General features: G+C 47.1%; 26 protein-coding genes and 2 pseudogenes. 21 read left to right on the forward strand and 7 right to left on the reverse strand.

The genetic code is table 11. The annotated features are described in order from the left end of the window. Nucleotides 1-5 precede the first annotated feature (5 nt). From WC7_RS12685 to WC7_RS25585, 13 genes and pseudogenes are all read left to right on the forward strand, one after another. On the forward strand, nt 6-656 hold the full coding sequence (locus WC7_RS12685; RefSeq protein WP_032947104.1) for a flavodoxin: 651 nt from the start codon (nt 6-8) through the stop codon (nt 654-656). A 51-nt stretch (nt 657-707) separates the two neighbouring features. After that, nucleotides 708-1,355 (forward strand): DUF4405 domain-containing protein, encoded by a 648-nt coding sequence (locus tag WC7_RS12680; protein WP_016153326.1) that lies wholly within the window; start codon nt 708-710, stop codon nt 1,353-1,355. A 121-nt stretch (nt 1,356-1,476) separates the two neighbouring features. After that, nucleotides 1,477-2,321, forward strand: a protein-coding gene (locus WC7_RS26365) for an IS5 family transposase (protein ID WP_100245687.1) whose coding sequence is annotated in 2 segments (ribosomal slippage) — nt 1,477-1,822 and nt 1,822-2,321 — 846 coding nt in all. Because the reading frame shifts where the segments join, the coding sequence is not laid out codon by codon here. Between the two features lie 59 nt (nt 2,322-2,380). Continuing rightward, entirely contained in the window at nt 2,381-2,860 is a 480-nt protein-coding gene (locus WC7_RS12670; RefSeq protein WP_016153327.1) for a (R)-mandelonitrile lyase, read from the forward strand. Next, nucleotides 2,838-3,599: a carboxymuconolactone decarboxylase family protein gene (locus tag WC7_RS12665; protein ID WP_016153328.1), complete on the forward strand. Its 762-nt coding sequence runs from the start codon at nt 2,838-2,840 to the stop codon at nt 3,597-3,599. Before WC7_RS12670 ends, WC7_RS12665 begins: the two co-directional genes overlap by 23 nt. Nucleotides 3,600-3,734: 135 nt before the next feature. Further along, nucleotides 3,735-4,799 carry an alpha/beta hydrolase gene (locus WC7_RS12660; protein WP_016153329.1) on the forward strand — a complete coding sequence of 355 codons (1,065 nt, stop codon included), beginning with the start codon at nt 3,735-3,737 and terminating at the stop codon, nt 4,797-4,799. A 308-nt stretch (nt 4,800-5,107) separates the two neighbouring features. Then, nucleotides 5,108-5,460, forward strand: a pseudogene (locus tag WC7_RS27135) (DDE-type integrase/transposase/recombinase); the annotation flags it as partial. 400 nt (nt 5,461-5,860) lie between these two features. Continuing rightward, the gene (locus tag WC7_RS26710) at nt 5,861-6,181 is read left to right on the forward strand and encodes a hypothetical protein (protein WP_131346154.1); all 321 of its coding nucleotides are present in this window, start codon (nt 5,861-5,863) and stop codon (nt 6,179-6,181) included. Then, nucleotides 6,132-6,605: a His-Xaa-Ser system protein HxsD gene (gene hxsD / locus WC7_RS12655; RefSeq protein ID WP_032947106.1), complete on the forward strand. Its 474-nt coding sequence runs from the start codon at nt 6,132-6,134 to the stop codon at nt 6,603-6,605. Before WC7_RS26710 ends, hxsD begins: the two co-directional genes overlap by 50 nt. A gap of 218 nt (nt 6,606-6,823) precedes the next feature. Continuing rightward, a complete protein-coding gene (gene hxsB, locus WC7_RS12645) occupies nt 6,824-8,281 on the forward strand; it encodes a His-Xaa-Ser system radical SAM maturase HxsB (protein WP_016153333.1) in 1,458 nt (485 codons plus the stop codon). Next, nucleotides 8,278-9,486 (forward strand): His-Xaa-Ser system radical SAM maturase HxsC, encoded by a 1,209-nt coding sequence (hxsC, locus tag WC7_RS12640; protein WP_016153334.1) that lies wholly within the window; start codon nt 8,278-8,280, stop codon nt 9,484-9,486. The genes hxsB and hxsC overlap by 4 nt, the downstream gene beginning before the upstream one ends. Before the next feature lie 103 nt (nt 9,487-9,589). Then, on the forward strand, nt 9,590-9,943 hold the full coding sequence (locus tag WC7_RS12635; protein WP_131346163.1) for a hypothetical protein: 354 nt from the start codon (nt 9,590-9,592) through the stop codon (nt 9,941-9,943). 492 nt (nt 9,944-10,435) lie between these two features. Continuing rightward, a pseudogene (locus WC7_RS25585) lies at nt 10,436-10,809 on the forward strand (IS30 family transposase); the annotation flags it as partial. A 115-nt stretch (nt 10,810-10,924) separates the two neighbouring features. On the opposite strand, the gene brnQ reads toward WC7_RS25585, so the two are convergent. Further along, nucleotides 10,925-12,130, reverse strand: a complete 1,206-nt coding sequence (gene brnQ / locus WC7_RS12630) for a branched-chain amino acid transport system II carrier protein (protein WP_016153336.1) — start codon at nt 12,128-12,130, stop codon at nt 10,925-10,927. Nucleotides 12,131-12,906: 776 nt separating this feature from the next. On the opposite strand from brnQ, the gene WC7_RS12625 reads away from it, so the two are divergent. Both WC7_RS12625 and WC7_RS12620 read left to right on the forward strand, forming a co-directional pair. Beyond that, nucleotides 12,907-13,758: an aldo/keto reductase gene (locus WC7_RS12625; RefSeq protein WP_016153337.1), complete on the forward strand. Its 852-nt coding sequence runs from the start codon at nt 12,907-12,909 to the stop codon at nt 13,756-13,758. A 26-nt stretch (nt 13,759-13,784) separates the two neighbouring features. Continuing rightward, nucleotides 13,785-14,774, forward strand: a complete 990-nt coding sequence (locus WC7_RS12620; protein ID WP_016153338.1) for an aldo/keto reductase — start codon at nt 13,785-13,787, stop codon at nt 14,772-14,774. Between the two features lie 27 nt (nt 14,775-14,801). Here WC7_RS12620 and WC7_RS12615 read toward each other — a convergent pair whose 3' ends face one another. Next, nucleotides 14,802-15,692, reverse strand: a complete 891-nt coding sequence (locus WC7_RS12615; protein ID WP_016153339.1) for a LysR family transcriptional regulator — start codon at nt 15,690-15,692, stop codon at nt 14,802-14,804. Nucleotides 15,693-15,840: 148 nt separating this feature from the next. On the opposite strand from WC7_RS12615, the gene WC7_RS12610 reads away from it, so the two are divergent. After that, nucleotides 15,841-16,632, forward strand: coding sequence for an SDR family oxidoreductase (locus WC7_RS12610; protein WP_016153340.1), 792 nt, complete (start codon nt 15,841-15,843; stop codon nt 16,630-16,632). 142 nt (nt 16,633-16,774) lie between these two features. Here the strand turns inward: WC7_RS12610 and WC7_RS12605 are convergent, their stop codons facing one another. The 5 genes from WC7_RS12605 to ycgZ form a co-directional block, all read right to left on the reverse strand. Continuing rightward, nucleotides 16,775-17,326 (reverse strand): LuxR C-terminal-related transcriptional regulator, encoded by a 552-nt coding sequence (locus tag WC7_RS12605; RefSeq protein WP_016153341.1) that lies wholly within the window; start codon nt 17,324-17,326, stop codon nt 16,775-16,777. After that, nucleotides 17,326-17,571, reverse strand: coding sequence for a hypothetical protein (locus WC7_RS12600; RefSeq protein WP_016153342.1), 246 nt, complete (start codon nt 17,569-17,571; stop codon nt 17,326-17,328). Before WC7_RS12600 ends, WC7_RS12605 begins: the two co-directional genes overlap by 1 nt. A gap of 128 nt (nt 17,572-17,699) precedes the next feature. After that, the gene (locus tag WC7_RS12595; protein ID WP_016153343.1) at nt 17,700-17,966 is read right to left on the reverse strand and encodes a biofilm development regulator YmgB/AriR family protein; all 267 of its coding nucleotides are present in this window, start codon (nt 17,964-17,966) and stop codon (nt 17,700-17,702) included. Between the two features lie 34 nt (nt 17,967-18,000). After that, nucleotides 18,001-18,273: a hypothetical protein gene (locus WC7_RS12590; RefSeq protein ID WP_016153344.1), complete on the reverse strand. Its 273-nt coding sequence runs from the start codon at nt 18,271-18,273 to the stop codon at nt 18,001-18,003. Between the two features lie 42 nt (nt 18,274-18,315). After that, on the reverse strand, nt 18,316-18,552 hold the full coding sequence (gene ycgZ, locus WC7_RS12585; protein ID WP_016153345.1) for a regulatory protein YcgZ: 237 nt from the start codon (nt 18,550-18,552) through the stop codon (nt 18,316-18,318). Nucleotides 18,553-18,870: 318 nt separating this feature from the next. Between ycgZ and WC7_RS12580 the strand changes: the two genes are divergently transcribed. From WC7_RS12580 to WC7_RS12560, 5 genes are all read left to right on the forward strand, one after another. After that, a complete protein-coding gene (locus tag WC7_RS12580; RefSeq protein WP_016153346.1) occupies nt 18,871-20,082 on the forward strand; it encodes a diguanylate phosphodiesterase in 1,212 nt (403 codons plus the stop codon). Between the two features lie 221 nt (nt 20,083-20,303). Then, nucleotides 20,304-21,035: a MerR family transcriptional regulator gene (locus WC7_RS12575; RefSeq protein ID WP_032931597.1), complete on the forward strand. Its 732-nt coding sequence runs from the start codon at nt 20,304-20,306 to the stop codon at nt 21,033-21,035. 320 nt (nt 21,036-21,355) lie between these two features. Beyond that, nucleotides 21,356-21,886, forward strand: a complete 531-nt coding sequence (locus tag WC7_RS12570; protein WP_016153348.1) for a Csu type fimbrial protein — start codon at nt 21,356-21,358, stop codon at nt 21,884-21,886. A gap of 14 nt (nt 21,887-21,900) precedes the next feature. Continuing rightward, a complete protein-coding gene (locus WC7_RS12565; protein ID WP_016153349.1) occupies nt 21,901-22,623 on the forward strand; it encodes a fimbrial biogenesis chaperone in 723 nt (240 codons plus the stop codon). 55 nt (nt 22,624-22,678) lie between these two features. Next, nucleotides 22,679-24,964, forward strand: coding sequence for a fimbria/pilus outer membrane usher protein (locus tag WC7_RS12560; RefSeq protein WP_016153350.1), 2,286 nt, complete (start codon nt 22,679-22,681; stop codon nt 24,962-24,964).

A 24,964-nucleotide genomic window follows, 5' to 3' on the forward strand; every position in this document is an offset into this window, starting at 1 on the left:
TGAGAATGAAAAAGGTATTTAGCGGGTTTCTGGCGATGATGGTCATGGGGCTTCTGGGGCAGCCCGCGTTCGCATCAGAGGATTCATCCGCACACGCCCGCACGCTGATTATCTACTTTTCACAACCAGAGGAGATGAAAGCTGGTGCCGTGGATGGTTTTTCCGGGGCCAGCGTATTACAAAAAAATACGCCAGAGACCGGCAGCACGCAGTTTATTGCGCAACTGATTCAGAAGCAGACTCACGGCGACCTGTTTCGCATTGAAACCGCCACTCCCTACCCTCGCCAGCATGATGCACTTTTGCGCGTTGCCGAAAAGGAACAGCAAACGAAAGCCAGACCCTCGCTAAAAACGCCGCTCCCTGACCTGAGCGATTACGACACCATTTACGTCGGCTACCCCATCTGGTGGTATACCATGCCAATGGTGATATACAGCCTCTTTGAGCAAAATGACTTTGCAGGCAAAACGGTCGTTCCCTTTACCACCCATGGTGGCAGCAGGTTAGCCGACTCCCTGCGAGAAATTGCTCGCATGCAGCCACAGGCCAAATTAGTCACTCGTGCGCTCGCGATCTCGCGCAACGATATTTCAGCTCCTGACGTACCCGCGCAGGTTGAGCAATGGGTAAAACAAGTCCAGCCACAGCGTTAATCCCTCGACATGAAGAAAATTTATATTTTCCAGGTCATGCAGGATGCGCTGATGACGTTACTTCTGTTGGTATTGATGGGATTTCACCTTCACGGTGAAATCGTGCATGAATGGGCGGGTATTATTTTTACGCTGCTCATCATGCTGCATTTATATCTTAACCGGCATCGCTTGTGGTCACTGTCGCCCAATATTCCGTTAACCATGCTGGTAGTTAACAGAATCATTAATGCAGTGACATTCGTTGTCATTCTGACCGCGATTGTATCGGGCATGATGCTGTCCCGACATATCCTTCTGGACCTGGCGTTCCACAACCCGGCGAGCTGGATCAGGAAAGTACACATGACGTCGGTCCACTGGGGAATGCTCATTCTGGCGCTGCATATCGGGTTGCACTGGAAAATGCTGGCGACTTTTTTCTGCCGGGTCCTGAACATCTCCAGCAATTCATTCTTTGCAAATGTCATGATGCCAGGAGTTTTTTCGCTAATCGCACTACTGGGATTGTACGAATTACTGAACCAGGACTATCTCGATTATTTGTTGATAAAGGTCGATTTCTCCTTTTTCGATTACGATGAATCTGCCCTACTTTTTTATCTACGCTACCTGGCCATCATTGTTTTATTTTCATTAATGACACGGTTTTCGCTTTGGTGCCTTATTTTTAGAAAAGACAAAGCAGCGTCACCATAATAAGGGTTAACTGACAGAATTGTCAGGCTGGCGTCAGTCTGACGACATCTCCCCCTGATTAGGCTGTGTCCCTTAATCACCTGAGCTATAGTAACTGCCTGTTTCCACAACACATTGAACTATGGCTCGTTACGACCTTCCCGATGATGCATGGGCTCTCATCCAGCCCTTATTACCTGCTGAACCAGCAACACCACGGGCCGGACGCCCATGGGCAGAACACCGTATGGTCATCAATGGTATGTTCTGGGTGCTGTGTTCAGGCGCACCATGGCGCGATTTGCCTGAACGATATGGTCCATGGAAGACCGTTTACAACCGTTTTAACCGGTGGTCAAAGTCAGGAGTGATTAACATGATTTTCAACAAGTTACTTACGTTACTTGATACAAACAGTCTTATTGACTGGTCAGCGACAGCATTGGATGGCAGTAATATCCGTGCACTCAAATGTGCAGCCGGGGCTCAAAAAAACATCCCGATATCGCCGGAGATAATGGGCTGGGTCGCTCTCGCGGCGGTTTTGGCACCAAAATCCATCTGGCGACAGACGGAAGCGGTCTGCCGTTAAATATTGTGCTGAGCCCCGGACAAGCCCATGAAAGCCAGTTCGCACAACGTCTGCTGGACGGTATTGGTGTTCAGCGCCAGAATGGCAGCATGAAGCGACGTGGTCATGCCGTACTGGCAGATAAAGCCTACTCCGGACATGCGTTACGGAACGAACTGAAAAACAAGGGTATAAAAGCCGTCATTCCTCGCAAATCCAATGAAAAAATGGCCTCAGATGGTCGTTCACAACTCGATCGTGATGCTTACCGTAATCGCAATGTTGTTGAACGTTGCTTTGGTCGCCTGAAAGAATATCGTCGCATAGCCACACGTTATGACAAAACGGCGAGGAATTATCTGGCGATGGTTAAACTGGGCTGTATCAGACTGTTTTACAAAAGATTATGCAATTAAGGGACACAGCCTAGAATCATTGCAGACCCTCTCCATCATTGTAGATAAGGACGCTTTGCATGATCAGACATTTACGTTACCTCGGGCTGTTACTGCCCCTCTTTACGTTTTCATCCTGGGCGGCGGAGCAAAATCCCGCTGTCCATATCGCCACCGCCGGAAGCCAGAATGCGGTGTACGGGGCAGCAGAGAACTTTACCGGTCGCGTCCGGGTTGATCCTCTCTTCAAACCAGATAACGAAATTAGCGTTTCCGGGGCTTATGTCACCTTTGAGCCAGGTGCTCGTTCCGCCTGGCATACGCATCCGGCAGGCCAGCGGCTGATTGTGACCTCGGGAGTTGGGCTTACCCAACAAGAAGGCCAGCCGGTGCAGGTCATCCGCGCTGGCGACGTTGTCTCTTGCCCGGCGGGCGTCAAACACTGGCACGGGGCGGCACCCGGCAGCGCAATGACGCACCTGGCGATAACCGGGATTGTGGATGGCAAAAGCGTTAACTGGATGGAGAAAGTGACAGATGAACAATACCACGCCCATTAAGGCATTAACGGCAGCGGTACTGCTGACCTTTGGTTTGGGTCTCACGGCACATGCTGCGCCCGTCAATAAAGGAGCCTCAGAAATGAACCACGAACAAACGGTTTCAGATACGCTGTCAGCTCGCCAGCAAGCCATCCCGTTGATTGCGGCATCAATGGCCAGCAGTCAGATGGATAAGCTGAATGCGGCACTGAATCAGGGGCTTGATGCAGGACTCACGATAAACGAGACCAAAGAGATTCTCGTCCAGCTCTATGCCTATACGGGATTTCCCCGTAGCCTGAACGCGCTGAATGAACTGATGAAAGTCGTCGAAGCACGTAAACAACGTGGCGTTGAAGACGTTGAAGGTAAAGAGCCGGTCGCCGCCATCCCTGTCGGAGATGAGCTTCGCCGTGTCGGTACCGCAAACCAGACTAAAATCTCCGGCGCCCCCGTCCAGGGACCTCTGTTTGATTTTGCCCCGGTCATTAATCAATTCCTACAAACGCATCTGTTCGGCGACATTTTCGCCCGCGATAACCTCGACTGGCAAAGCCGCGAGCTGGCAACGGTTGGCGCATTAGCCGCCACGCCGGGCGTTGAAGCTCAGCTGTTATCGCATACGCGAGCCAGCATGCGAGTCGGCCTGACGGCAGCGCAACTGCGCCAACTGGCACAAGTTCTTCGTGAAAATGGCGAAGAAGATGCGGCTATGCGGGCGGAACAGGCGCTGCAACGGGCGTTAGCAAACAGTTAGGCGTTGGTTTGAGACGATACGGTGCTAATCCTCCGCATTCATGAGTCTGCCAAATAAGGGCAATCAAAGGTGCTAAATAATTCACGCTGACAACTCAGATATGATTGAACGGCAAACATAACAGAGGATGTAATCTTGAAAACTGTCTTAAAAACGCTGGCCATCTGCGCGATGGCGGGTGGCATGGTGGCTCAGTCGGTATACGCCGAGCCGCTGGTCATTCAGGAACAGGGAAGCTTTTCTGCTGGTGGCACTATCATCACCGCACCAGGGAAATTTGACGCGAAAACACCGCTGGACTCTGCGGGTCAAACCTGGCATGGCGATCATGCATCTGTGTTCTACCAAATTCCGGAAAATCCGCATAAATACCCTATCGTCATGCTGCACGGCGCAGGTCAGTTCTCCCGCACCTGGGAAACCACGCCGGATGGTCGCGAAGGGTTCCAGAACATATTCCTGCGTCGTGGATTCTCAACTTATCTGGTCGATCAGCCGCGTCGGGGCAGCGCCGGGCGCACGACGGTAGAAGGTACGGTTACGCCTAAACCGGATGAACAGATGTGGTTTAACCAGTTCCGCGTTGGCGTGTGGCCAGAGTATTTTCAGGGCGTTCAGTTTTCTCACGACAAAGAAGCCCTGAATCAGTATTTCCGTCAGATGACCCCGAATACCGGGCCGTTTGATATCAATGTTATCTCTGATGCGATGTCCGCCGTCGTGGATAAATCTGGCCCGGCTATCCTCTTCACCCACTCTCAGGGTGGCGGACCAGGCTGGTACACGGCGATGAAAAATGACAAGGTCAAAGCCATTGTCGCCTTCGAGCCTGGTAGCAGCTTTGTCTTCCCGGAGAAAGAGCTCCCTGCCCCAATGCCAAGCGCGTTCGACACGCTGAAGGGTGAACCGGTGCCGATGGAGCAGTTTATGGCACTGACTAAAATTCCGATTATGATTATTTACGGCGATAACATCCCGGATAAACCTGTCGCCATGCCCGCGCAGGACAGCTGGCGCGTACGTCTGGCAATGGCTCGCGAGTGGCGTGACGTGGTGAATAAGCATGGCGGGGATGTCACTGTGACACATCTGCCCGAGGAAGGAATCAAAGGCAATACCCACTTCCCGTTCTCGGATCTGAATAACGTGCAGATTGCTGATTTGGTGAGTCAATTCCTGAAGGAGAAAGATCTGCAATAGGAAGAGATAGTATTGAGCCTTCATTAATGAAGGCTCAATACAAGCATCAGTTTTATCAAAAAAATAAAATGGGGCGTGACGGTCTGTTTTGAGCGAGGAGCGGAAATTAATATATCTGTTAAAGTGAACAAATTTAGCTATCCGCAAGCGAGTAAACTCTCCACCAGAGGTGACTTATGACAAAACCTGTATAAACAACCAAAAGCCTCGCAAACAGCACACGCCTGAATTTCGCCGTGATGCTCTGAAGCTTGCCGAACGCATCGGTGTTGCTGCCGCAGCTCACGAACTCCGCCTGTATGTATCCTCTACGGGTATCGGAAAATCTGCTGAAACAGGATGTTTACTCCAGCGAACCGAATCAGAAATGGGCTGGTGCTACCACATACTTATGTATCGATGGAGACTGGCTTTATCTGTCGGTGGTCATTGAGCTGTGAGCCCGCGCGGTTATCAGTTCCTCACTGTCATCACAAATGACGGATCAGCTTGCCTGCGATGCACTACAAATGGCGCAGTAGCGGTAAAAACGCTCGGAAAATTTCACTTTCCATATCAACAGGGGAGGTCAGTACTGTTCAACGGAATATCAGGCCCTGCTGAAGCGGCATATTCTGCGTGGCAGCATGAGTGTAAAGAAGGCTGCGACGACAATGCCTGCGGCAGCCTTAGCCCGGAACAAATTTGAAAACCAGAACCTCGTATAGTGCTGTGTTCACATTACTTGGATAGGATCAAAGTTCGATTAATTCTACAAAGCCCGCTCATGATAATTATTCTTATTCAATTAATCGTAAGTGTATCTCTAAAGACCAATCGAAGGGTCATCTTTAATCATAACACCATGAATAACATAAGTAATCCCCCATCTAAAAGCACTTGTATAGAGGATGTATACGAATGTTATTAAAAATAAAAAAGTTTTACTCAAATATTGCAGATCGCTCTCCATATGATTTAAATCAAATATCAAATACAAATATCACGTCGATTAAATATATTCGTGATTTATTATATTCATGATAACAATTCTGTTGTCTTCTCACCTTTGGTAAGGATTAATGATGAAAGCATTGCCAAAAGTTGCAAAAGGTTCCGTAAACGAACTTTCGAATAAAAGTATTACGCCAATTGTGGCAGGGATAGTTGCCGGAGTGATTGCCGGAGTAAGTGCTCCTGCAATGGCATCCAACGGCAGCGAACCCCCTATTTCTACTATTCAGTCACAAGCAACCATTAATCACACCGTACAGCAAACCAATACGGCAATAATCCTGTCTAAACCGTCTTTAGATGGACAGGCATTCGCTGCGCATTACAGCCACTCCAGTCATGCCAGCCATTCCAGCCACTACTCATGCACACCAGGTTCAACGTGCTAATAAACAAGGCCAGCCTAAAAGCTGGCCCTTTCAGAAGGTGATGATGATGGATAATGTTGTGCAAGGAAGAAATGCGTTGGGTGAGTTCTTTATGCTATCGTTGAATAAAGATTTTTACTGCCCAGAAGCAATAATGAAGAGCTGCTATGCGCTAACAGATGATTACTTCATTCACGCAGTAAAATTAACAAATGATTCCACGGGAATCTATTTTTATAACAAAATTGAAAATACCTATGATATTGGCAATACTGTAAAACATTTTCTGCAATTACTTAATGATAATCAGATGCGCCAAATTGTTCTGCAGGAAACATCTTCCTTACATGAGGAAATCATTAAAAAAGCATTTTCTCCTGCTGCTTCACTCATCAATGTACAGAATAAGAGTGACGATTTAACTATTCTTGTATCAGCAGTGTAATCTTATGTTAATAAAACTAGATCCCGATTTTTACACTCCAGAATCTATCTGTAATATGGCCCGACAATTTTCGGACTATATGAGCGTAGAGTTTGATGCTAACGAGGAAATTTGCCTGAAAATGAGCGTAAAGGCAGAGCACCAGCCAGAAAGCGTGCTCATTATTAACACATTCCTCAATAATATCCTTGAGTTAAGCATACAGGACATGATGAGTAATGAGCGTTAAATTCCAAGCACCTTCAACATTTGTCCGCCAGGCATATCAACTTCTTCCGTTCCGATTTAGTTTGCTTGAAAGTGGAAACTATTTCCTTTCGACAGATTACGGGGAGTGGATTTGCCTCAACCCGCCACAACTTTCTACATTGATAAAAAAAGAAAAAATCGAAGATGCAATGCTTTGGTATGAACTGAAAGCCAAACATATAGTTTGTCAGAATATTGATAATAACCAAATAGCGCTACTCGCTTCGCGATATAGAACGAAAAAAGCGTTTCTCGAGAACTTCTCTCAATTGCATATCTTTGTCCTAACAGTAAGGTGCAATAATTCTTGTGTATATTGTCAGGCATCACGTAAAACCTGCCAGTCTGATCAATCTCGCTATGATATGAGTCCGGCCGTTCTCGAAAAGAGCATTGAATTATTTCTGTCTATGCCATCTGATAAGTTAACCCTGGAGTTTCAAGGGGGAGAGTCAACGTTAAATATGACGTTGATCCGGCAAGCAGTTTCACTGGTTAAGTCAAAGGGCACGAAAAAGGATATTCAGTTCGTAGTTTGTACCAATCTGTGCGAACTGAATGATGACGACCTGGAATTTCTGCTTGAACATCAGTTTTCAATTAGTACTTCACTGGATGGCCCACAGGAATTACATGATGCTAACCGCAGGTATGGCAACAATGGTGCCTGGAACGCATTAGTCGCGACTCTAGATAAAATCAAACGGAGGAAGGGGTTTGACAGGGTAAGCGCACTGATGACTACTACCAGGCAAAGTCTTGAAATGCCACATGAAATAATCGATGAATATGTTGCTCAGGGGTTTCGCAGTATCTTCATCCGCGAACTTAACCCCTATGGATTTGCCCAAAAATATTTTCATAAAGTCGGCTATAGCACTGCTCAGTTTCTGGCATTTTATGAGAAATGCCTCGATTACATTATTTGCCTAAACCGCAATGGTATTACGTTCCGTGAATCCTATGCCAGCCTGATCATGAAAAAGCTCATGACCCCGTGGGCTGCGGGATTTGTAGACCTTCAGTCTCCTTGTGGCTCAGGTTTTGGCGTAACACTCTACAACTATGATGGCAATATTTACCCGAGTGATGAAAGCCGTATGATGGCAGAAATGGGCGATCAGCATTTCAAAATGGGGAACATCTTTGAGAATAGTCCCGAAGAACTGTTCTTTGGTCCTGTTATGCAAGACCTGGCAGCTGCGGGAGTAAATGACTGCCTACCGGTATGTTCTGACTGCGCATTCGCGCCTTATTGCGGTGCAGATCCTATTCGCAGATATCAGGTGACAGGGTCAACTTTTGGGCAGCCAGGAAAAGATGAATTCTGTGTAAAAAACAGGGGCATTATTAACATGGTCATTAAAAGATTCACGGAGGGTGATAATGAAACTCGCCGCTTGTTGATGCAGTGGGGTATGAAGTGAATACACATTACGCAGAAGATACGCTTTTTCTTTCTACACAGGCATATAGCACATTGCACTTGAATACGCCACTGTTTGGTAAAGTTGTCGCAGATTCGAATGAAAGTGTGGACGATGCCATTCTTTACTTGTCACCACACATGCAAGCCCCCTTACCACCTTTGCATAATGTCTACGCTATCATTTGTACCTTTGATGACCCGCGCCTGGAGTTTATTAAATCGCAAAAAGAGATACCGATAATTATTGTCGATAAGGACAAAGTATTCAGTCATGGCGACGTCATTACTGTAAGTGAACGTGGGCGCATTCATCGTCTTTTCCGTGCCAGCTCGCAGAACAATGCATTCCTTGTAACTGAAGTCTGCAATAACCTTTGCATTATGTGCCCTCAGCCGCCAAAACCAGAATCAGAGGTCAACCATAGATCTATTGAGCACAGAATTCTGCAAACTCTGAGCCTGATTGATGATGAACTGTTCCCTGCATCACTGTGTATTACTGGCGGTGAACCCACGATGCTTAACGATGGATTACTGCGCATTATTGAAGGTATCTCAAGCAGAAACCAGCAGACGTTAATTCATTTGCTAACCAACGGTCGTTTTTTGAGTAATGAGCACTATACGGCTCGCCTGGCCTTGGTGGGTAATCATCAACTACTCGCTGGAGTTCCACTTTTTGGGCATGCCTCAGAGATACATGATTATGTGGTTCAATGTGAAGGTGCTTTTGAGCAAACGATGGCCGGCTTACTAAATTGCTACAGGCACGGCATCAGTATCGAATTGCGTGTCGTGTTGAATAAACTCACAGTGAAACATCTGACTGCGCTGGCTGAATTTATTTCCCGTAACCTGTTCTTCGTGAAACACGTCGCTCTGATGGGGATGGAGAACATGGGATATGCAAAACTTAATCGTGATACAGTGTTTATCGATCCATGGGAGTATAAAGATATTCTTTCTGAAACTATTGAAATATTTCAGCTTTATGGTATCGATGTTCGGGTTTTTAATCTACCTTTGTGTGTTGTGAATACTGATACTCATATTTATTGTAAACAAAGCATCAGTGACTTTAAAAATAGTTGGAACCCCGCCTGTGAGCACTGTTGTAAGCGCAACAACTGTTGCGGATTTTTTAACTCATCCACAGATAAATTTTGGCTATCCAGACATATTAAACCCTTTGTTAGTGACTGAACAGAATCGTGGAGCGTTGCGAGATACTTCTCAATACAGGTTTTATAACTGAGTTGCCGCAACCTTTCGTCATTATAAATACTAAGAATGCTGAACAGGATATATGATGTTTAAATTAAATATTAGTGTATTGGGCTTACTATTTCTGACGCTGATTAGCAGTGTTTATGCGGCAGATATTAATCAAGCAGACTGCAATTATGCTATAAAGCGTTTGGAAGATTTCAACTCTAATGGTCTCAAAAATCCAAATCAGCGCAAAACCTTTGAAGAAAAAGCAACTTATGCATATGCAGAAGCGTGTCAAAGCGCGGGACTGGTTACTATCTTTGGCTATTTGCAAGAAGCACCAGAAACTACACCAGAAATACAAAAATATTGTAGTGATAACGCACGTTCACGTGGCGAGTATGCGCGATGCGCCGTGACGGGAAAGTTAGATGATGTTTCTAATTAAAAGATACAGCGAAAAACAGAACTAGCGTCAAAAAGTGAATATTTTTTACTAGGATGCTTACAGTTCACTTTAGATATCTAAAATAAAACACCTGGATTTAATGAAGAGCCTCTCTGAGCGGGATCTCGTATCTTGATAGGACTGCTAAGAGTACTTCTCAAAGTTATCTGGGTGTTTTAGTGTCAGAGTATTCAGCGAAAGAGTTTTTGGCGATGCCGTTTTAACCACTCCTACATAAAACGTGCCAAATATATATTCAAACTATCATCCAGGGATGTCATATCCATCAGTTTATTTATATTTTACATGCTGAATTTAAAATAATACGCCTACCACTGAAACTTACTTTCTTTATAAATGGCATTCAAAATGTCAGGCATGTTATATTTCGGCCTGTTAGGCCTTTCTATTTTTCATCCTTAACTTCAAGGCCTAGGGAAAAATATTCGCGATCTCGTAGTAATTGTTTATCCAGGACAAGAGGCTCAATTGCTGAGCAAAATCAGGAACAACAAGACCATAACGGTTATATCTGCACTCATCAAACAAGCTCGTGAATTACCTGTTGAGCCTTATAAAACATTAACATGGGGTCGTGGCGCTGAAATGACCAGCCACACCCGATTTACTGTAGCCACAGACATTCAGATTTATTTCTGTGATCCTCAATCTCCCTGCAATGTGGCTAAAATGAAAATACGAATAGATTGCTCAGACAATATTTACCAAAAGGAACTGACTTATCGGTTCACAGCCAGTAAAGGCTTAATAGTGTTGCCAGACAGCTCAACGAAAGGTTGAGAAAAACACTAAACTATGAATCACCCGCAGAGAGGTTCAATAAGTGTGATGCGTCCATCGGTTGAACTCACAGAACTTAGCGGACAATCAAACTGGGCTGTATGTTCGCTGCGAGCTAAAAGCGGAAGTTGAAGTTCAATTGCTAACTGAAAAGACAACTTCCGAACTCGCAGCGTTCATTCAGGATTTTACAAACAAGCTCATTATTCCCACTGCCAGGGCGCTATAGAAAAGCAACTGATACAGATTCGTCGGCACGTCTGTCCATTTTCTAACGATGCCCAGCGCGACCACGACCAGCGCAGCCGGGTAAATGGCGCACAGCACGGGAACCGCCATTGCGGTGAGGGAATTCAGTCCCAGCACGGCAAGTGCTGCTGACGCCATCAGGGAGAGCGTCACCAGCAGCCCATAAGACGCACCGGTCGTCTGGTTGAAATAGCGCGCCGTTCCGGTCGTCAGACCAATGGCCGTGACCAGACAGGCGAGGGTAATGATCGCCGCCAACAACACCCGGCCATAAACGCCAAAAACAGTCTCGACATAGGCGCTCATCACCTGCATACCGTTCGTTGCGCCCCGCACCGGGCTGTGGGACCCCATCGACAGATAGCAGATATAAATCACGGCCAGACCTGCCGCGGCGATAAAGGCTGCGGCGATGGAATGGGTAAAGATGCCCCGCGGATGGTGGATCCCGCGCTGTTTAAGCGTGTGGGTGATAATGGCGCCAAAGCACAGCGCACTGATCACATCCAGGGTCTGATAACCGTTGACGAACCCTGTATCGAACGCGCGAGTTTGATATGCGGTTGTGGCGGTCGTGAGGTCACCAATCGGATGTAACCAGGCACATATGCCGATAAAAATCAGGGCACTAATTTTAATGGGCGAAAGGAAGAAACCGACGATTTCCAGCATTTTCCCCGGCTTAGCCAGCGTCGCGCCAGCAAGGCCAAAGAACGCGGCGGAAAATATAATCTTATGCATCAGGGAACTAGCTGCGCCATCGGTGATGACTTCGTAGCTAATCGTCGCGGTGCGTGGCGTACCAAATAAAACCCCCAGCGTTAAAAAGCAAATGCCAATAAAAATCAGGCTCGGCCATTTGCCTAAGGGTTTCGTTAATTCCGCGATATCACCGCCATTAATGGCAAGGGAAATAATCGCCAGTGCCGGGAACAGAACCGCTGTGATGATAAAGCCAAAGCCTGCATTAAAGGCGTTTGCGCCCGCCTGCATGCCGACCAGCGGCGGGAATATAATATTGCCAGCACCAAGAAAAAGAGCCAGCGTCATCCCCCCAAGAGCTATGGTCTCGGATAGAGGCAGTTTACAATTCTTTGTCATATTTTTTAAAAAACGCTCAGGTTTTGTGCGATTCATTTAGTGGAGATAATATAGATTACAGGACAATTAGCCGAATTTAAGATTGTTTTGTGATTTTTATCACTGATTTATACTTTTCACAGAACAATTATTAACCGTTTTGCTATCACCTCCAGTATTTTCTTCTAATCAATATTCCTAACTCCAGCTGTAACGAGTTAAATAAACATACGACAACATGACTTTCAACCAAATATAGATGCAAACAAGCATGTGTTTAATATTTATAGGGGAGTGTTGAGCAGTTAAAAATATATTCCTTGTTACGGTAATGTATATTTTTTGATGAATTAATAACTTGTTAACTTATTAACAATACCAACTACATCCGATTTTGGCATAGAACGGCTAAGCGGGCAGACCCAGAGGTCGCCACGAGTAACGCTGGCAGTAACACTTTTCGACGCTTGTCATATCACTTGTAGTAATAGAGCCGCAAATTCCCCCAAGTCAGGGTGTAGTGTGTTTTAATACTTTTGGATTTCATCATTTCACAGCCAAACTATGCTAATCATCCTCAGCTTCCTGCCAGGAAGTGGGAAAAGCACTATCGCTCAGGCATTAACAAAAAAGTTCAACGCTCTGTGCTTGAGAAGAACCCCAACGATTATTATCGTGGGGAGTTAGCAACAGCCGCTTCTGACAAAAAGTTGACCGTCAGCACGCCACAAAATTAATGAACACATCTAATAAACCCTAGCTAATTACCCCATCTAATCGAATAAATAACTTTGCGTTATGCTTTTCCTCGACAACAGCCAAAGGATAACGTCATGCAAACTGTAAAACTGAACAACGGTATTGAAATGCCCCTGCTGGGCTTTGGTGTGTTTCAAATGTCTGATGCCGCTGAATGCGAAAGAGCCGTTATTGATGCCATCGATACGGGATACCGCCTGATCGATACCGCCGCGTCTTACCAGAATGAAACCCAGGTCGGGAACGCTCTGAAACAAAGTGGTATCGCCCGTAACGAACTCTTTGTTACGACCAAGTTGTGGCTGCAGGATACTCATTACGAAGGCGCTAAAGCCCAGTTCGAACGCTCCCTGAATCGTCTGCAACTTGATTATGTTGACCTGTATCTGATTCACCAGCCTTACGGTGATGTTCATGGGGCATGGCGTGCCATGGAAGAATTGCAACAGGCAGGAAAAATTCGCGCTATTGGCGTCAGCAACTTCCATCCTGACAGACTGGCCGACCTTATCGCCTTCAACAACGTTGCCCCTGCGGTAAACCAGATTGAAGTTAACCCCTTCAACCAGCAGCTGCATGCCGTTCCCTGGAATCAAAGCCGTGGCATTCAGCCGGAAGCCTGGGCTCCGTTTGCTGAAGGGAAAAATGGTTTGTTCCAGCATCCCGTGTTAACGGCAATTGGTCAGAAGTACGGCAAAAGCGTGGGCCAGGTTGTTCTGCGTTGGATCTTCCAGCGAGGCATCATTTCACTGGCGAAATCGGTGCGCAAAGAACGCATGGCAGAGAACATTAACATTCTCGATTTTGAACTCAGTTCTGAAGATATGCTGCAGATTGCTGCCCTCGACACTGCAACCAGCGCCTTCTTCTCTCACCGCGACCCGGCGATGGTGGAATGGCTGACCGGCCGCAAACTTGATGTTTAAGTCGCGATAAAAGAGGTATTCATTCAATGCAAAAACGTTATCTGGGTAAATCCCGACTCGAAGTATCCGCGCTTGGGCTCGGCTGCATGGGCTTAAGCCACGGCTACGGTCCGGCGACCGATACCCGTCAGGCTATCGAGCTTATTCGCGCTGCGGTTGAACGTGGCGTCACCTTCTTCGATACCGCTGAAGTGTATGGCCCCTTTCTTAATGAAGAGGTTGTAGGCGAAGCCTTAAAACCGTTTCGTGACCGTGTGGTTATTGCCACCAAGTTTGGTTTTACCTTCGGCACGGACAACAAGCAGCAGATTTTAAACAGCCGTCCAGAGCATATCCGTGAAGCTGTGGAAGGATCATTACGCCGCCTTAAGACTGATGTCATTGATCTGCTGTATCAACACCGTGTCGACCCGGGTGTCCCGATTGAAGATGTTGCGGGAACGGTGAAAGACCTGATAGCGGAAGGCAAAGTCAAACATTTCGGTCTGTCCGAAGCGGGCGCACAAACCATTCGTCGTGCACATGCCGTACAACCGGTCACTGCGCTGCAAAGCGAATACTCTCTGTGGTGGCGCGAACCTGAGCAGGAAATCCTGCCGTTACTGGAGGAACTGGGTATTGGTTTCATTCCCTTCAGCCCATTAGGCAAAGGCTTCCTGACGGGATCGATTAAGCCAGGAACCACTTTTGGCAAGGATGATTATCGTAGCACCGTGCCGCGTTTCGCCGAGCAGGCGATTGAAGCCAATGAAAAGCTGGTCACCTTGCTGGGTGAACTGGCGGCAGAGAAAGGTGTGACGTCTGCGCAAATCGCGCTGGCATGGCTGCTGGCACAAAAGCCGTGGATTGTTCCTATCCCTGGTACCACCAAACTACACCGGCTGGAGGAAAACCTGGGGGCTGCCGACATCATTCTTTCGCAGAAGGATACGCAGCAGATAACCCAGGCACTGGAAACGATTAACATCGTCGGTGAACGTTACTCTCCTGAGCACCAGGCCCGCGTAGGCCGTTAATATCCGAACGGGTCTACGGACCCGTTATTAGGCGTAGCGAAGTGCATCGATCATCAGCGCAAATGCGGGCGGGTGCTGCTTACGGCTCGGGTAGTAGAGATAATAGCCGGGAAAAGATGGACACCAGTCCTGCAGAACCTGAATAAGCTCTCCTGACTTGATATAATCCTGCACCCTGTCTTCAGGCATACAGGCAATGCCAAAACCGGATAAAGCAGCATCAATCCTTTCTGCCTGCTGATTAAACGTTACCTGCCCTTCCACTCTGACCCGTAACGGTTTCCCTTCCTTCTCAAACTCCCAGTGATAAAGCCCACCGGCAGTCGGCAGGCGCATATTGATGCACCGATGATTTTGTAGCTCGTGCGGCGTTTCAGGTGCAGGGTTTGCCGCGAAGTAAGACGGTGCTCCCACCACGGCCATGCGCATGTCCGGGCCAATTCTTACAGCAACCATATCCTTATCCACGCTTTCGCCCAGGCGGATCCCGGCATCAAAACGGCCCTCAACAATATCGACAAAGCCGTTATCAACCACCAGTTCGAGATTAATTTCCGGATATTCCCTGAGGAAAGGTTTTAACTTTGGCCATACCAGACTTCGCGCGGCATGCTCCCCAGCAGATAAGCGGATATTGCCGGAGGCAGTGCCGTTCAGTTGAACCAGCGATTCCAGCTCCTGTTCAAGATCGGCAATACGCGGTTCAAGGCAGGCAATAATTCTCTCACCGGCCTCTGTAGGGGCAACGCTTCGGGTCGTACGGGTCAGAAGGCGGATATTGAGCCTTTCCTCCAGCGCCTTCATCGCATGGCTGAGTGCAGACTGAGATACACCCAGTTTGCCCGCTGCTTTGGTAAAACTTCGCTCCCTTGCCACCACCAGAAAGATTTGCAGTTCGTTGAAGTTTTCTTTGAGCATCGGCGATTTCCTTATGGTGGCATTCCCTTCATCGCGCACTCATGAAGGGTGTTCATAGACACAATCATTTTAGCCCTATTACTGACAATAATGATAATTGATATTCTGGCTGTAGAGAAAATAAGTCTGAATTATCAGAAGGTTTATCATGAAAATACTCATTGCAGGCGCGACCGGAAGTATTGGTCTTCATGTCGTGAATACCGCTATCGAAATGGGTCATCAGCCCGTGGCGCTGGTCAGAAATAAACGGAAAGTAAAATTACTTCCGCGTGGAACGGATGTTTTTTACGGCGATGTTTCAATGCCTGAAACACTTACCGATTTGCCGAAAGATATTGATGCCATCATCTTCACGCTCGGTTCCGATGGCCAGGGGCGTATTGGCGCCAGAGCGATAGATTACGGCGGTGTGCGTAACACTTTACGACTCTTCAGGGATACACCTGTACGCATCGGTTTAATGACCACGATTGGCGTGACTGAACTACTCAGTACCTGGAATCAACGCACTGAGGTTCATGACTGGAAAAGACGTGCCGAACGTCTGGTCAGAGCGAGTGGTCACCCCTATACCATCGTCAGACCCGGCTGGTTTGATTACAACAATGATGATGAACACAGAATCGTTTTGCTCCAGGGGGATCGTCGCCATGCAGGAACACCAGAAGATGGTGTGATATCAAGGCAGCAAATCGCCCAGGTTCTGGTCAGTGCCCTGACTAACGAGGCGGCAAAAAATAAAACGTTTGAGCTGGTGGCCGAACGAGGCGAAGCACAGCCGGATCTTACTCCACTGTTTGCAGACCTGCAGGCTGATGATCCACAAAAAAATGATGGCGTTTTAGATATAGACAATATGCCTCTGTGTGAAGAACCTGAGTGCATTATTAACGAGCTGAACCGCACGGGGTTGCTGAAATCTATAAATAAATCATAAGCATCCCGATAAGGCTGTATCATCGCCCTCTTATAATGCGCATTAATTTATTTTCAGAACAGAAGACATCATCGATGAGATAACCCGAGCGATTGATTTAAACGTACACAAATCGCTGAAGGTAAGTTTAGCGTATCGATGATCAGGCATGCTTCAGCCAGTTCCGGAATATTTGCGCTTGCAGTATTCCCTGAAAATCAATCAGCCCTGAGCAACCAAGTTTCTTGATCAGATTCTGCCTGGCCTGGTAAATGGTTTTTAAGTGTAGATTTAACATGGCAGATATCTCAAAAACAGTTCGCCCCTCCCCTAGCTGCGTTAAAATATATTTATCTCGCGCAGTCAAGGAGATATTGAGTTCCGATTGATGCTCGTGCTTACCACCAGCACGAGTAATATCAATAATAAATTGCTTGATTGAGGCAACATCGCTATCTACTGGCAGTCTGTAAAGTGAGATATCATTGAGATACTGATACAGATGACCATCAATCAGCAGCACCAGACGATACGTACTCAGATCGTAATTTTGCTTTTTTACCGCGTCAAAGTGATTAGCGGTGAAGAAAACAAGTCGCGCCTTGTCATCTTCAAAAACGATATCTGTAAGGATATTCCTTAACCCTTGCCTGATAAAGATATCATCAATCCATAAAACTGCGTTTCCAGCATGTTCCTGCACGATGTTCATCATTATGACCTCAACGAAAAATCACCATTGACCTCACCGGGCTGCGAAGTTTTATCGAGTTGAAGATGTGCCAGAATCTGTGAATAGAGATCGGTCAGTATCACATTCTTCTCATTCTTCAACTGCGTGCTGAATGCCTGAACAAGAACATCATTACTGATACAACCCTGTTTTAACATGACATTACGCTCTATATCCTTATACAAAGCGCAGCGGAAAATAAAATCTTCCGGAATTGAATTAGCCATATCAACTCCATAATATGCAGTCATAAAAATAAGAGGATGCTATGTATAGTCTTAATCCAAACAGCGAAGCGACAGAACTTACATCATACAATAATTGTGCTGTGTATTTATATTAATGTGCTATCTCATTAGACGTCATCAGCCGTATAACGTAACACTATTTCCAGGGTTTTTCTGATAATGTCTGCCTTGACAACGTCAGTTGTTGACTCCAGAGAACTAATCAGGCTTAAAATGATGTTTTTATTATTAACATTATCACCTGCCAGAATTACATTTGTTACCGCCTGCCCCAATACCACTGACTCATCTGCTAATAGTTCACCTGCATTATGGAAGTAACTTGATAAAGCTTTATCCGTCATTACACTGTGGACATTAATTTCATGAAGCATGGTAACCTCGCTTGTATAGTCTGGAGAATTATCTTTAATGTAATTTAGGGTTTTTGCTGGCACTGAAAGCACTCTCATCTCTCGTTTTTTCCGGTTTTCTGCTTATCTTCCCCGGATTAACATTTGTGAAATCATTGATAACGCTGTCAATTAATTGTTTACGTGTACCATCCATTTCACTGGCATGCATAAGCCGCAATTGCTTAATCAGTGCAGCTAACGAAACGTCTTTATGCATTCGCAAAATTTCTAGCACAGCCAAACCTGTAATTTCATGTTTCAAGCGTTCACTGTCAGGTTTCTTCATAACTCCTTCACTACTTACCCATAATCATAGTAGGGCTTTATTTTATTCGAAAAGCAGGCCGATTAACGCATTGTAATGTTTCTGTTCATTCTCACCTGATGCATTTTCAAGACGGTGCAGAAGTTTGGTACACAGTGATTTGCGACTGAGATTGCGCCCATCTTTTAGTATCTCAGTCACGATTTCGCCCAACGTTTCCTGTTGGGTTGGCAGATGCGCTTTAGCAAAGTAACGAGAAATCGCGCTTGCAGAATCAGTGCGAACGGTATGCTGCTGCATGGAGTGCTCCTGTAACAAAATGCTGGTGAATATTAAGTTTTATAACAGTAGCAAAGCTGTACCGAAAATGTGTACAACATAGCACGCTAATTTTTAGCAAAAAATGCTAAATTAATTAAATCATGTAGTTACGATAGTTCAGATCTATATGAAATCCAATTTCTTTGTACAAATCACTTTGTGTTATCAATGAAATTGATCTGTATTAGCCCGCTTACTTGTAAAGACAAAGTTAGAATTATGTATTAAAATCAGGGCGTAACCTGGTTTGTCTGATACTGACCAGACCTCTTCTCCTTCCTTGATCCCGGACTGTCCATGCTCACGACCATTATTTACCGTAGCCATCTACGTGAAGACGCCCCTCTCAAAGCGCTTGAGGATATGGTGACAGCCGCAAATATCAAAAACAGGCGATCAGATGTTACGGGGATCTTACTCTTTAACGGCTATCACTTTTTCCAACTGCTTGAAGGCCCAGAGGAGCAGGTAAAAGAGATCTATCGTTGTATTTGTAACGACCCTCGGCACCACAATATCGTTGAACTGATGTGTGATTACGCGCCTGCGAGAAGATTCGGAAATGTAGGGATGGAGTTATTTGATTTACAAAAACATGAACGGAATGACGTCCTGCAAGCTGTACTCAATAAGGGTACGTCCAAATTTCAGCTCACGTATGATGACAGAGCATTACTGTTTTTCCGCACATTTGTCCTCGCCACGGAAAAATCGAGCTATTTTGAAATACCTGCGCCTGATTACTGGAGTTTTATAACCGACAATACCTGTACCATCCTGGATGAAAGCACACTCCCGTCAGATACAGATTTCAGCTTTGCTTTTCAACCAATTATCGATCCTATGTCACAGCGCGTCATTGCGCTGGAAGCCCTTATTCGCGGTAAAGACGGTGAAACGCCCGCAACGTATTTTGACAAATTCAAACCTGAAGATGTGTATACCGCTGATCTGCAGAGCAAAAAGACTGCATTTGCAATGGCAAGCGCACTGGGACTTAATCACAAAATGCTGTCGGTTAATCTGTTACCCATGACCCTGGTAAACAGACCCGATGCAGTCAGCTTTCTTATAAACGAAATCGCGGCGCATGGACTGGTGCCTGAACAAATCATTGTAGAGTTTACCGAAAGTGAAGTTATTTCGCGTTTTGATACGTTCGCGCAGGCCGTGAAGTCACTCAAGGCAGCGGGTATATGTGTGGCGATAGATCATTTCGGGGCAGGTTTTGCCGGGCTTCAGCTTTTGTCTCGCTTTCAACCGGACCGAATTAAGATAAGCCGCGAACTCATCACTGATGTGCATAAAAGTGGACCACGGCAGGCCATCATTCAGGCCATAATCAAATGCTGCGCTTCACTGGAGATTATGATTTCTGCGGTCGGCGTCGAAAAACCCGAAGAGTGGATGTGGCTTGAATCCGCGGGTATTGAGATCTTCCAGGGTAACCTTTTTGCAAAAGCCTGTCTGAATGGTACTCCGTCTGTCGCGTGGCCAGAGAAAAAATGATTTCTCAGCGTTATAATAATTAACGTATTGTTATTACACAATAATCCCGCCACCTCTTTTATGCTGAACATAAAAATTCAGCATTTACTCCCTACGTGATAGTAAAGTAAATCTTAATTTTGCTAGAATCCTATGTATGTTTTGTACAATTTGATGCATGTTGTACAAAGTAGCAGGAACCGCATATCGGTGACGGAGAATCAGGAGTGTCTGGGGGAATTATGGCTTATTACAGCATTGGGGATGTCGCAGAACGTTGCGGGATAAATCCTGTCACCCTTCGGGCATGGCAACGACGTTACGGTTTACTCAAACCTCAACGCAGCGAAGGTGGCCACCGACTCTTTGATGAAGAGGATATTCAACGTATTGAAGAAATAAAACGTTGGATTAGCAGTGGCACACCCGTTGGCAAAGTTAAAGCATTGCTGGAAACCAGTACCCGTGAAACTGACGACGACTGGAATCAATTGCAAGAAGAGATGATGGGCATTCTTCGTATGGCGTATCCCCCGAAGCTGCGAGCCAAAATTATCGCACTCGGTCGCGCCTACCCCGTAGATGCGTTGATTGATCGCGTTTATCTTCCTGTGCGTCAGCGGTTGATACTTGACCATAATACATCCCGTATCATGAACAGTATGCTTGATGGCGCATTGATTGAATATGTAGCCACCCTGCTGTCTGAAACGCGCCGCAAATCAGGGAAAGATGCCATCCTGATGGCCTGGGATGTTGAAGACCGAACCCGTTTATGGCTCGAAGCCTGGCGTTTATCGCAATCGGGCTGGCATATTGCCGTGCTTGCTGAACCCATTGAATCGCCAAGACCTGAACTCTTCCCCGGGCAAACGCTTTTTGTCTGGACTGGTATTACGCCAACCCGCAGACAAAATGAACTTCTACAACACTGGAACGAACAAGGTTATAAAGTCATTTTTCACAGCCCGTAACCAACATGTATCGCAGTAATGAGCTGAGTAAGATAAATCTTACTAATTCTCATTTTTTGGGTGGTTATTTTGAATGCCATCCAATGAATCTGTGTTCCCTACCCGCCTGACTTAATACCCGCAGTAGCATAAAAACAAAACAATATACTCACCCGTGGATATTATTTTTTTGCAAACGACATCACCTTTTTCCTAAGTAAAATTCATTAGATCAACTGGCGCACGCCTAATACTTATTCTAGGGTTAAACCATGTCTTCTTGTACCACATTATTGTTTTTCTAAAGTAATAAATGTGGTTATTTGAAAAAGGTAAAGGATATGGCTCTAGTCTTAGACAAACGCTTAATTCTTTGTTGCTGCGCCTTTTCCATTATTCCCGTGGCAAATGCAGCAACCGTTAACGGAACATTTCAGGTACTGATGACGATTCAAAAGGCCTGTACCGTGACTGCCGGTTCGGCTTCAAATATCACGCTTGGGCCGGTGAATACCACGGCAACAAATACCAATGCAAGCAACACGATTTCGATTAATTGCTCAAAAACCACGCCCTATTTTATCGGTCTGGCGCCGTCGGCCGCCAATGGGGGGACGACGACGGGCTCAGGCGCCATGTCCTCCGTGGCTAACGCAGCCACCAATACCGATAAAGTGCCCTACCAGCTAAATCGAACATCAGCAACAGGCCCGGTGTGGGGGAACACCGCCACCGACACCGCGCCTGGAAACGGCGTAGCGGCGACGGGGACCGGGCTGGTGCAAACGTTTACTGTTTATGCCACCGCACCGAGCGCCAACTTCACTCCTGACGACTATGCCGACACGGTAACGGTTAACGTTAACTACTAACTTCAGGAAGCCACATGAGAGTAAAACTGCCTGTTCAGCAGTGTGCCTGCGCATGCCTGTTAGGGATGGTTGCGAGCCTCAACCCTGCCGCCGCCAGCGGGCTGCAAATCGCCCCGGTCACGTTAACTTTGCTCGCGACGCAAAATGCCGATGGTATCTGGCTTAGTAATGCGGGTGAAAATGTGCTCAATGCCCAGGTTCGGGTTTTTCGCTGGAGCCAGAGCGCTTACGGCGACAAACTTTCCCCCTCCCAGGGGCTGGTCATTAGCCCGCCGATGCTGGCATTAGCCCCCGGAGAGCGTCAGTTGATTCGCGTTATTCGGACCGGCCCACCTTCGGCACATGCTGAAGACGCTTATCGGTTATCGATAGATGAGTTACCGCCTGCAAAAGTAGAAAAAAATAAGCTTCAGTTTGTGCTGCATTATTCCGTCCCCGTTTTCATTCAACCAACATCAGCGGCGCAAACGCAGGCAAAATTGCAATGGAAATTACAACAGCTTGATGGCAAAAAATTTATTGAAGTGAGTAACCAGGGAAATGGGCATGCACAATTATCTGCTGCAACATTTATAAGCCCTGACGGTGCTAAAAAAGTTATTACGCCCGGACTGTTAGGCTACGTTTTACCCGGCTCAACGATGCGCTGGATAGTCTCTCCGTCGGCCAGTAATACTCATGATGGCGGGAAAGTTGAAGTCACAATTAATGGCCAAAAAACAGTACAAGATCTGTAACAGATCCTGGCTTCTGGTGAAATATTGCTTTCTCAATGGAGTATTAATATCGGGAATGGTTTGCGCACAAACGCTGAATAATAACCTGAACGACGATGGTGTTATTAATGGCGCAGCGCAGCTCGTGGGGGTCAATTTGTATCTCGACGTCACCTTAAATGGGAATCCCGTTGGGCTGGTGCATTTGGGTTACGATAATGGAAAGCTCTATGCAGGGGCAGATACCCTGCGAAAAATGGGCTTTCGCTTTGCGCCTGACGCCACTCACGCCGTCTGCCTGAACGATATCCCCGAGCTAACCATTGACTATAACGTTCAGTTGCAAACGCTTTCGCTTACTGCGCCACTCAGTTCACTCGATCTTGCGACCACGCAGCTTAACTCCCCCGTAGAGACCGCGCCGACGGCGACAACATCACGCGGAGCGCTGCTCAATTACGATATCTATACCCAACAGGGGGATGAAAGCGCAATAAATACCTTCAGCGAACTCCGCGCTTTCAATGCTGCAGGCGTGCTCAGCACCACCCAGTTGACGCAGTACTCCACCGAGGAAAATGCGGATAACAGCGTTGAGCGACTCGATACCAGCTGGCGTACGTCATTTCCCGAAACGATGTTGGCGGTAACCGTTGGCGATACCCTGACCAGTTCACTTATCTGGTCCCGACCGACGCGTATCGGCGGCATTCAGATAGGAACCGATTTTGGTTTGCGGCCCTATATGCCAACCACCCCGCTCCCTGCATATCTTGGCTCCGCGACGTTGCCGTCAAACGTTGAGCTGTACGTCGACGGCGTCAGGTACTACAACGGAGAAGTCCCCGCGGGTAGCTTTCAGATCAACACAATGCCGAACATCAGCGGCGCGGGAACGGGTCAGGTAATGATGACGGATGCGCTGGGCAGAACGAGCGTACAAAACTTCTCGTTCTACAACGATCAGCAACTGCTGCGGGAAGGATTAACTGCCTGGTCTGCAGAACTGGGTACGGTACGCGAAAACTATGGTTACTCCTCTTTTGATTATGCCAGCGCACCGGTACTGAGCGGTACATGGCGTCGTGGGTTTAGCAATACGTTCACCGCCGGGACTCACGCCGAAACCAGCGATGGACTGATTAACGCAGGCTTCAGTAACGACTGGATCCCAGGCCCCCGCAGCGGCACCTTTTCGACCTCAGTTGCCGCAAGTACCGACGCAGGAAAGAACGGTTTTCTGTACAGTTTTGGTTACCGTTGGTCCGGCGAACGGTTTAATTTCAGTACCAGTACGACGGCCACTTCCGGCGATTATCGTGATGTCGCCACCCATTATGGCGAGCCGCCACCGACGCTTAACAGCAATACGGTCATTGGCTATTCGCTGGAAGCTGCCGGTAATGTCAGTCTGAGTTACCTGCAGTTTCGTTATCCGCACGAAAATGCGGTGCGCTACGCCAACGCCAGCTGGTTCAAATCGATTACCGACAACATTTCACTGAATGCCGGATTCAACCAAAACATCGACGATAACCGCGATCGCAGTCTCTATCTGATGGTGACAATGACCACTGATAACAATCTCAGTGCCAGCAGCACCCTACAACGTATCAATGATGAGACCGGCTACCAGCTCAACGCCAGCCTGACGCCTCCTGCCGACGGCGGTTGGGGCTGGAATCTGGCCGCCAGTCAGCAGGCTTCCCGGCAAAGCGGTCAGGGAGAAGTGGGATATCTGGGGCGTTATGGTAAAGCTTACGCGGGATTCAGCCGTTTACCGGATAACCACTACGGCTACGCAGGCGCCACCGGATCGCTTGTTACCGTGGGAGGCGGCCTGTTTGCAGCACGAGAAATCAACAATGGCTTTGCCGTCGTATCAACTGACGGCGTTCCTGACGTCCCGATTAAATTACAAAATAACCTGATTGGTCGCAGCGACGACCAGGGGCTATTGCTGGTCACGCCGCTGAACAGTTATCAAAAAAACCTGATCAGTATTGACCCAATGGATCTCCCCGCCAATATGCGGATCGCACGCGTTGAGACGAATGCAACGCCTGCCGATCGTTCCGGTACATTGGTTAGCTTTGGCATCACCCCGGTACGCGCTGCGCAGGTCATCCTCGTCGACAATCAGGGTAAACCCATTCCCGAAGGCAGCATGGCATACGCCATCAGCGGAGCAGGACAATCGTCTGTCGTTGGTTTTGATGGGATGACCTGGTTCGACACGCTGGAACAGCACAACGCGCTACGCGTTGAGACAGACACCGGCAGTTGTCGCGTGCAATTTGACTATCCCATTTCCGCAAAGGGGATTGTGCAAATAGGTCCACTGGTTTGCCGGCCACACTAA

Origin of the sequence: Citrobacter sp. KTE151, assembly GCF_000398845.1 — a bacterium.
GTDB classification, from domain to species: Bacteria; Pseudomonadota; Gammaproteobacteria; order Enterobacterales; family Enterobacteriaceae; genus Citrobacter; species Citrobacter braakii.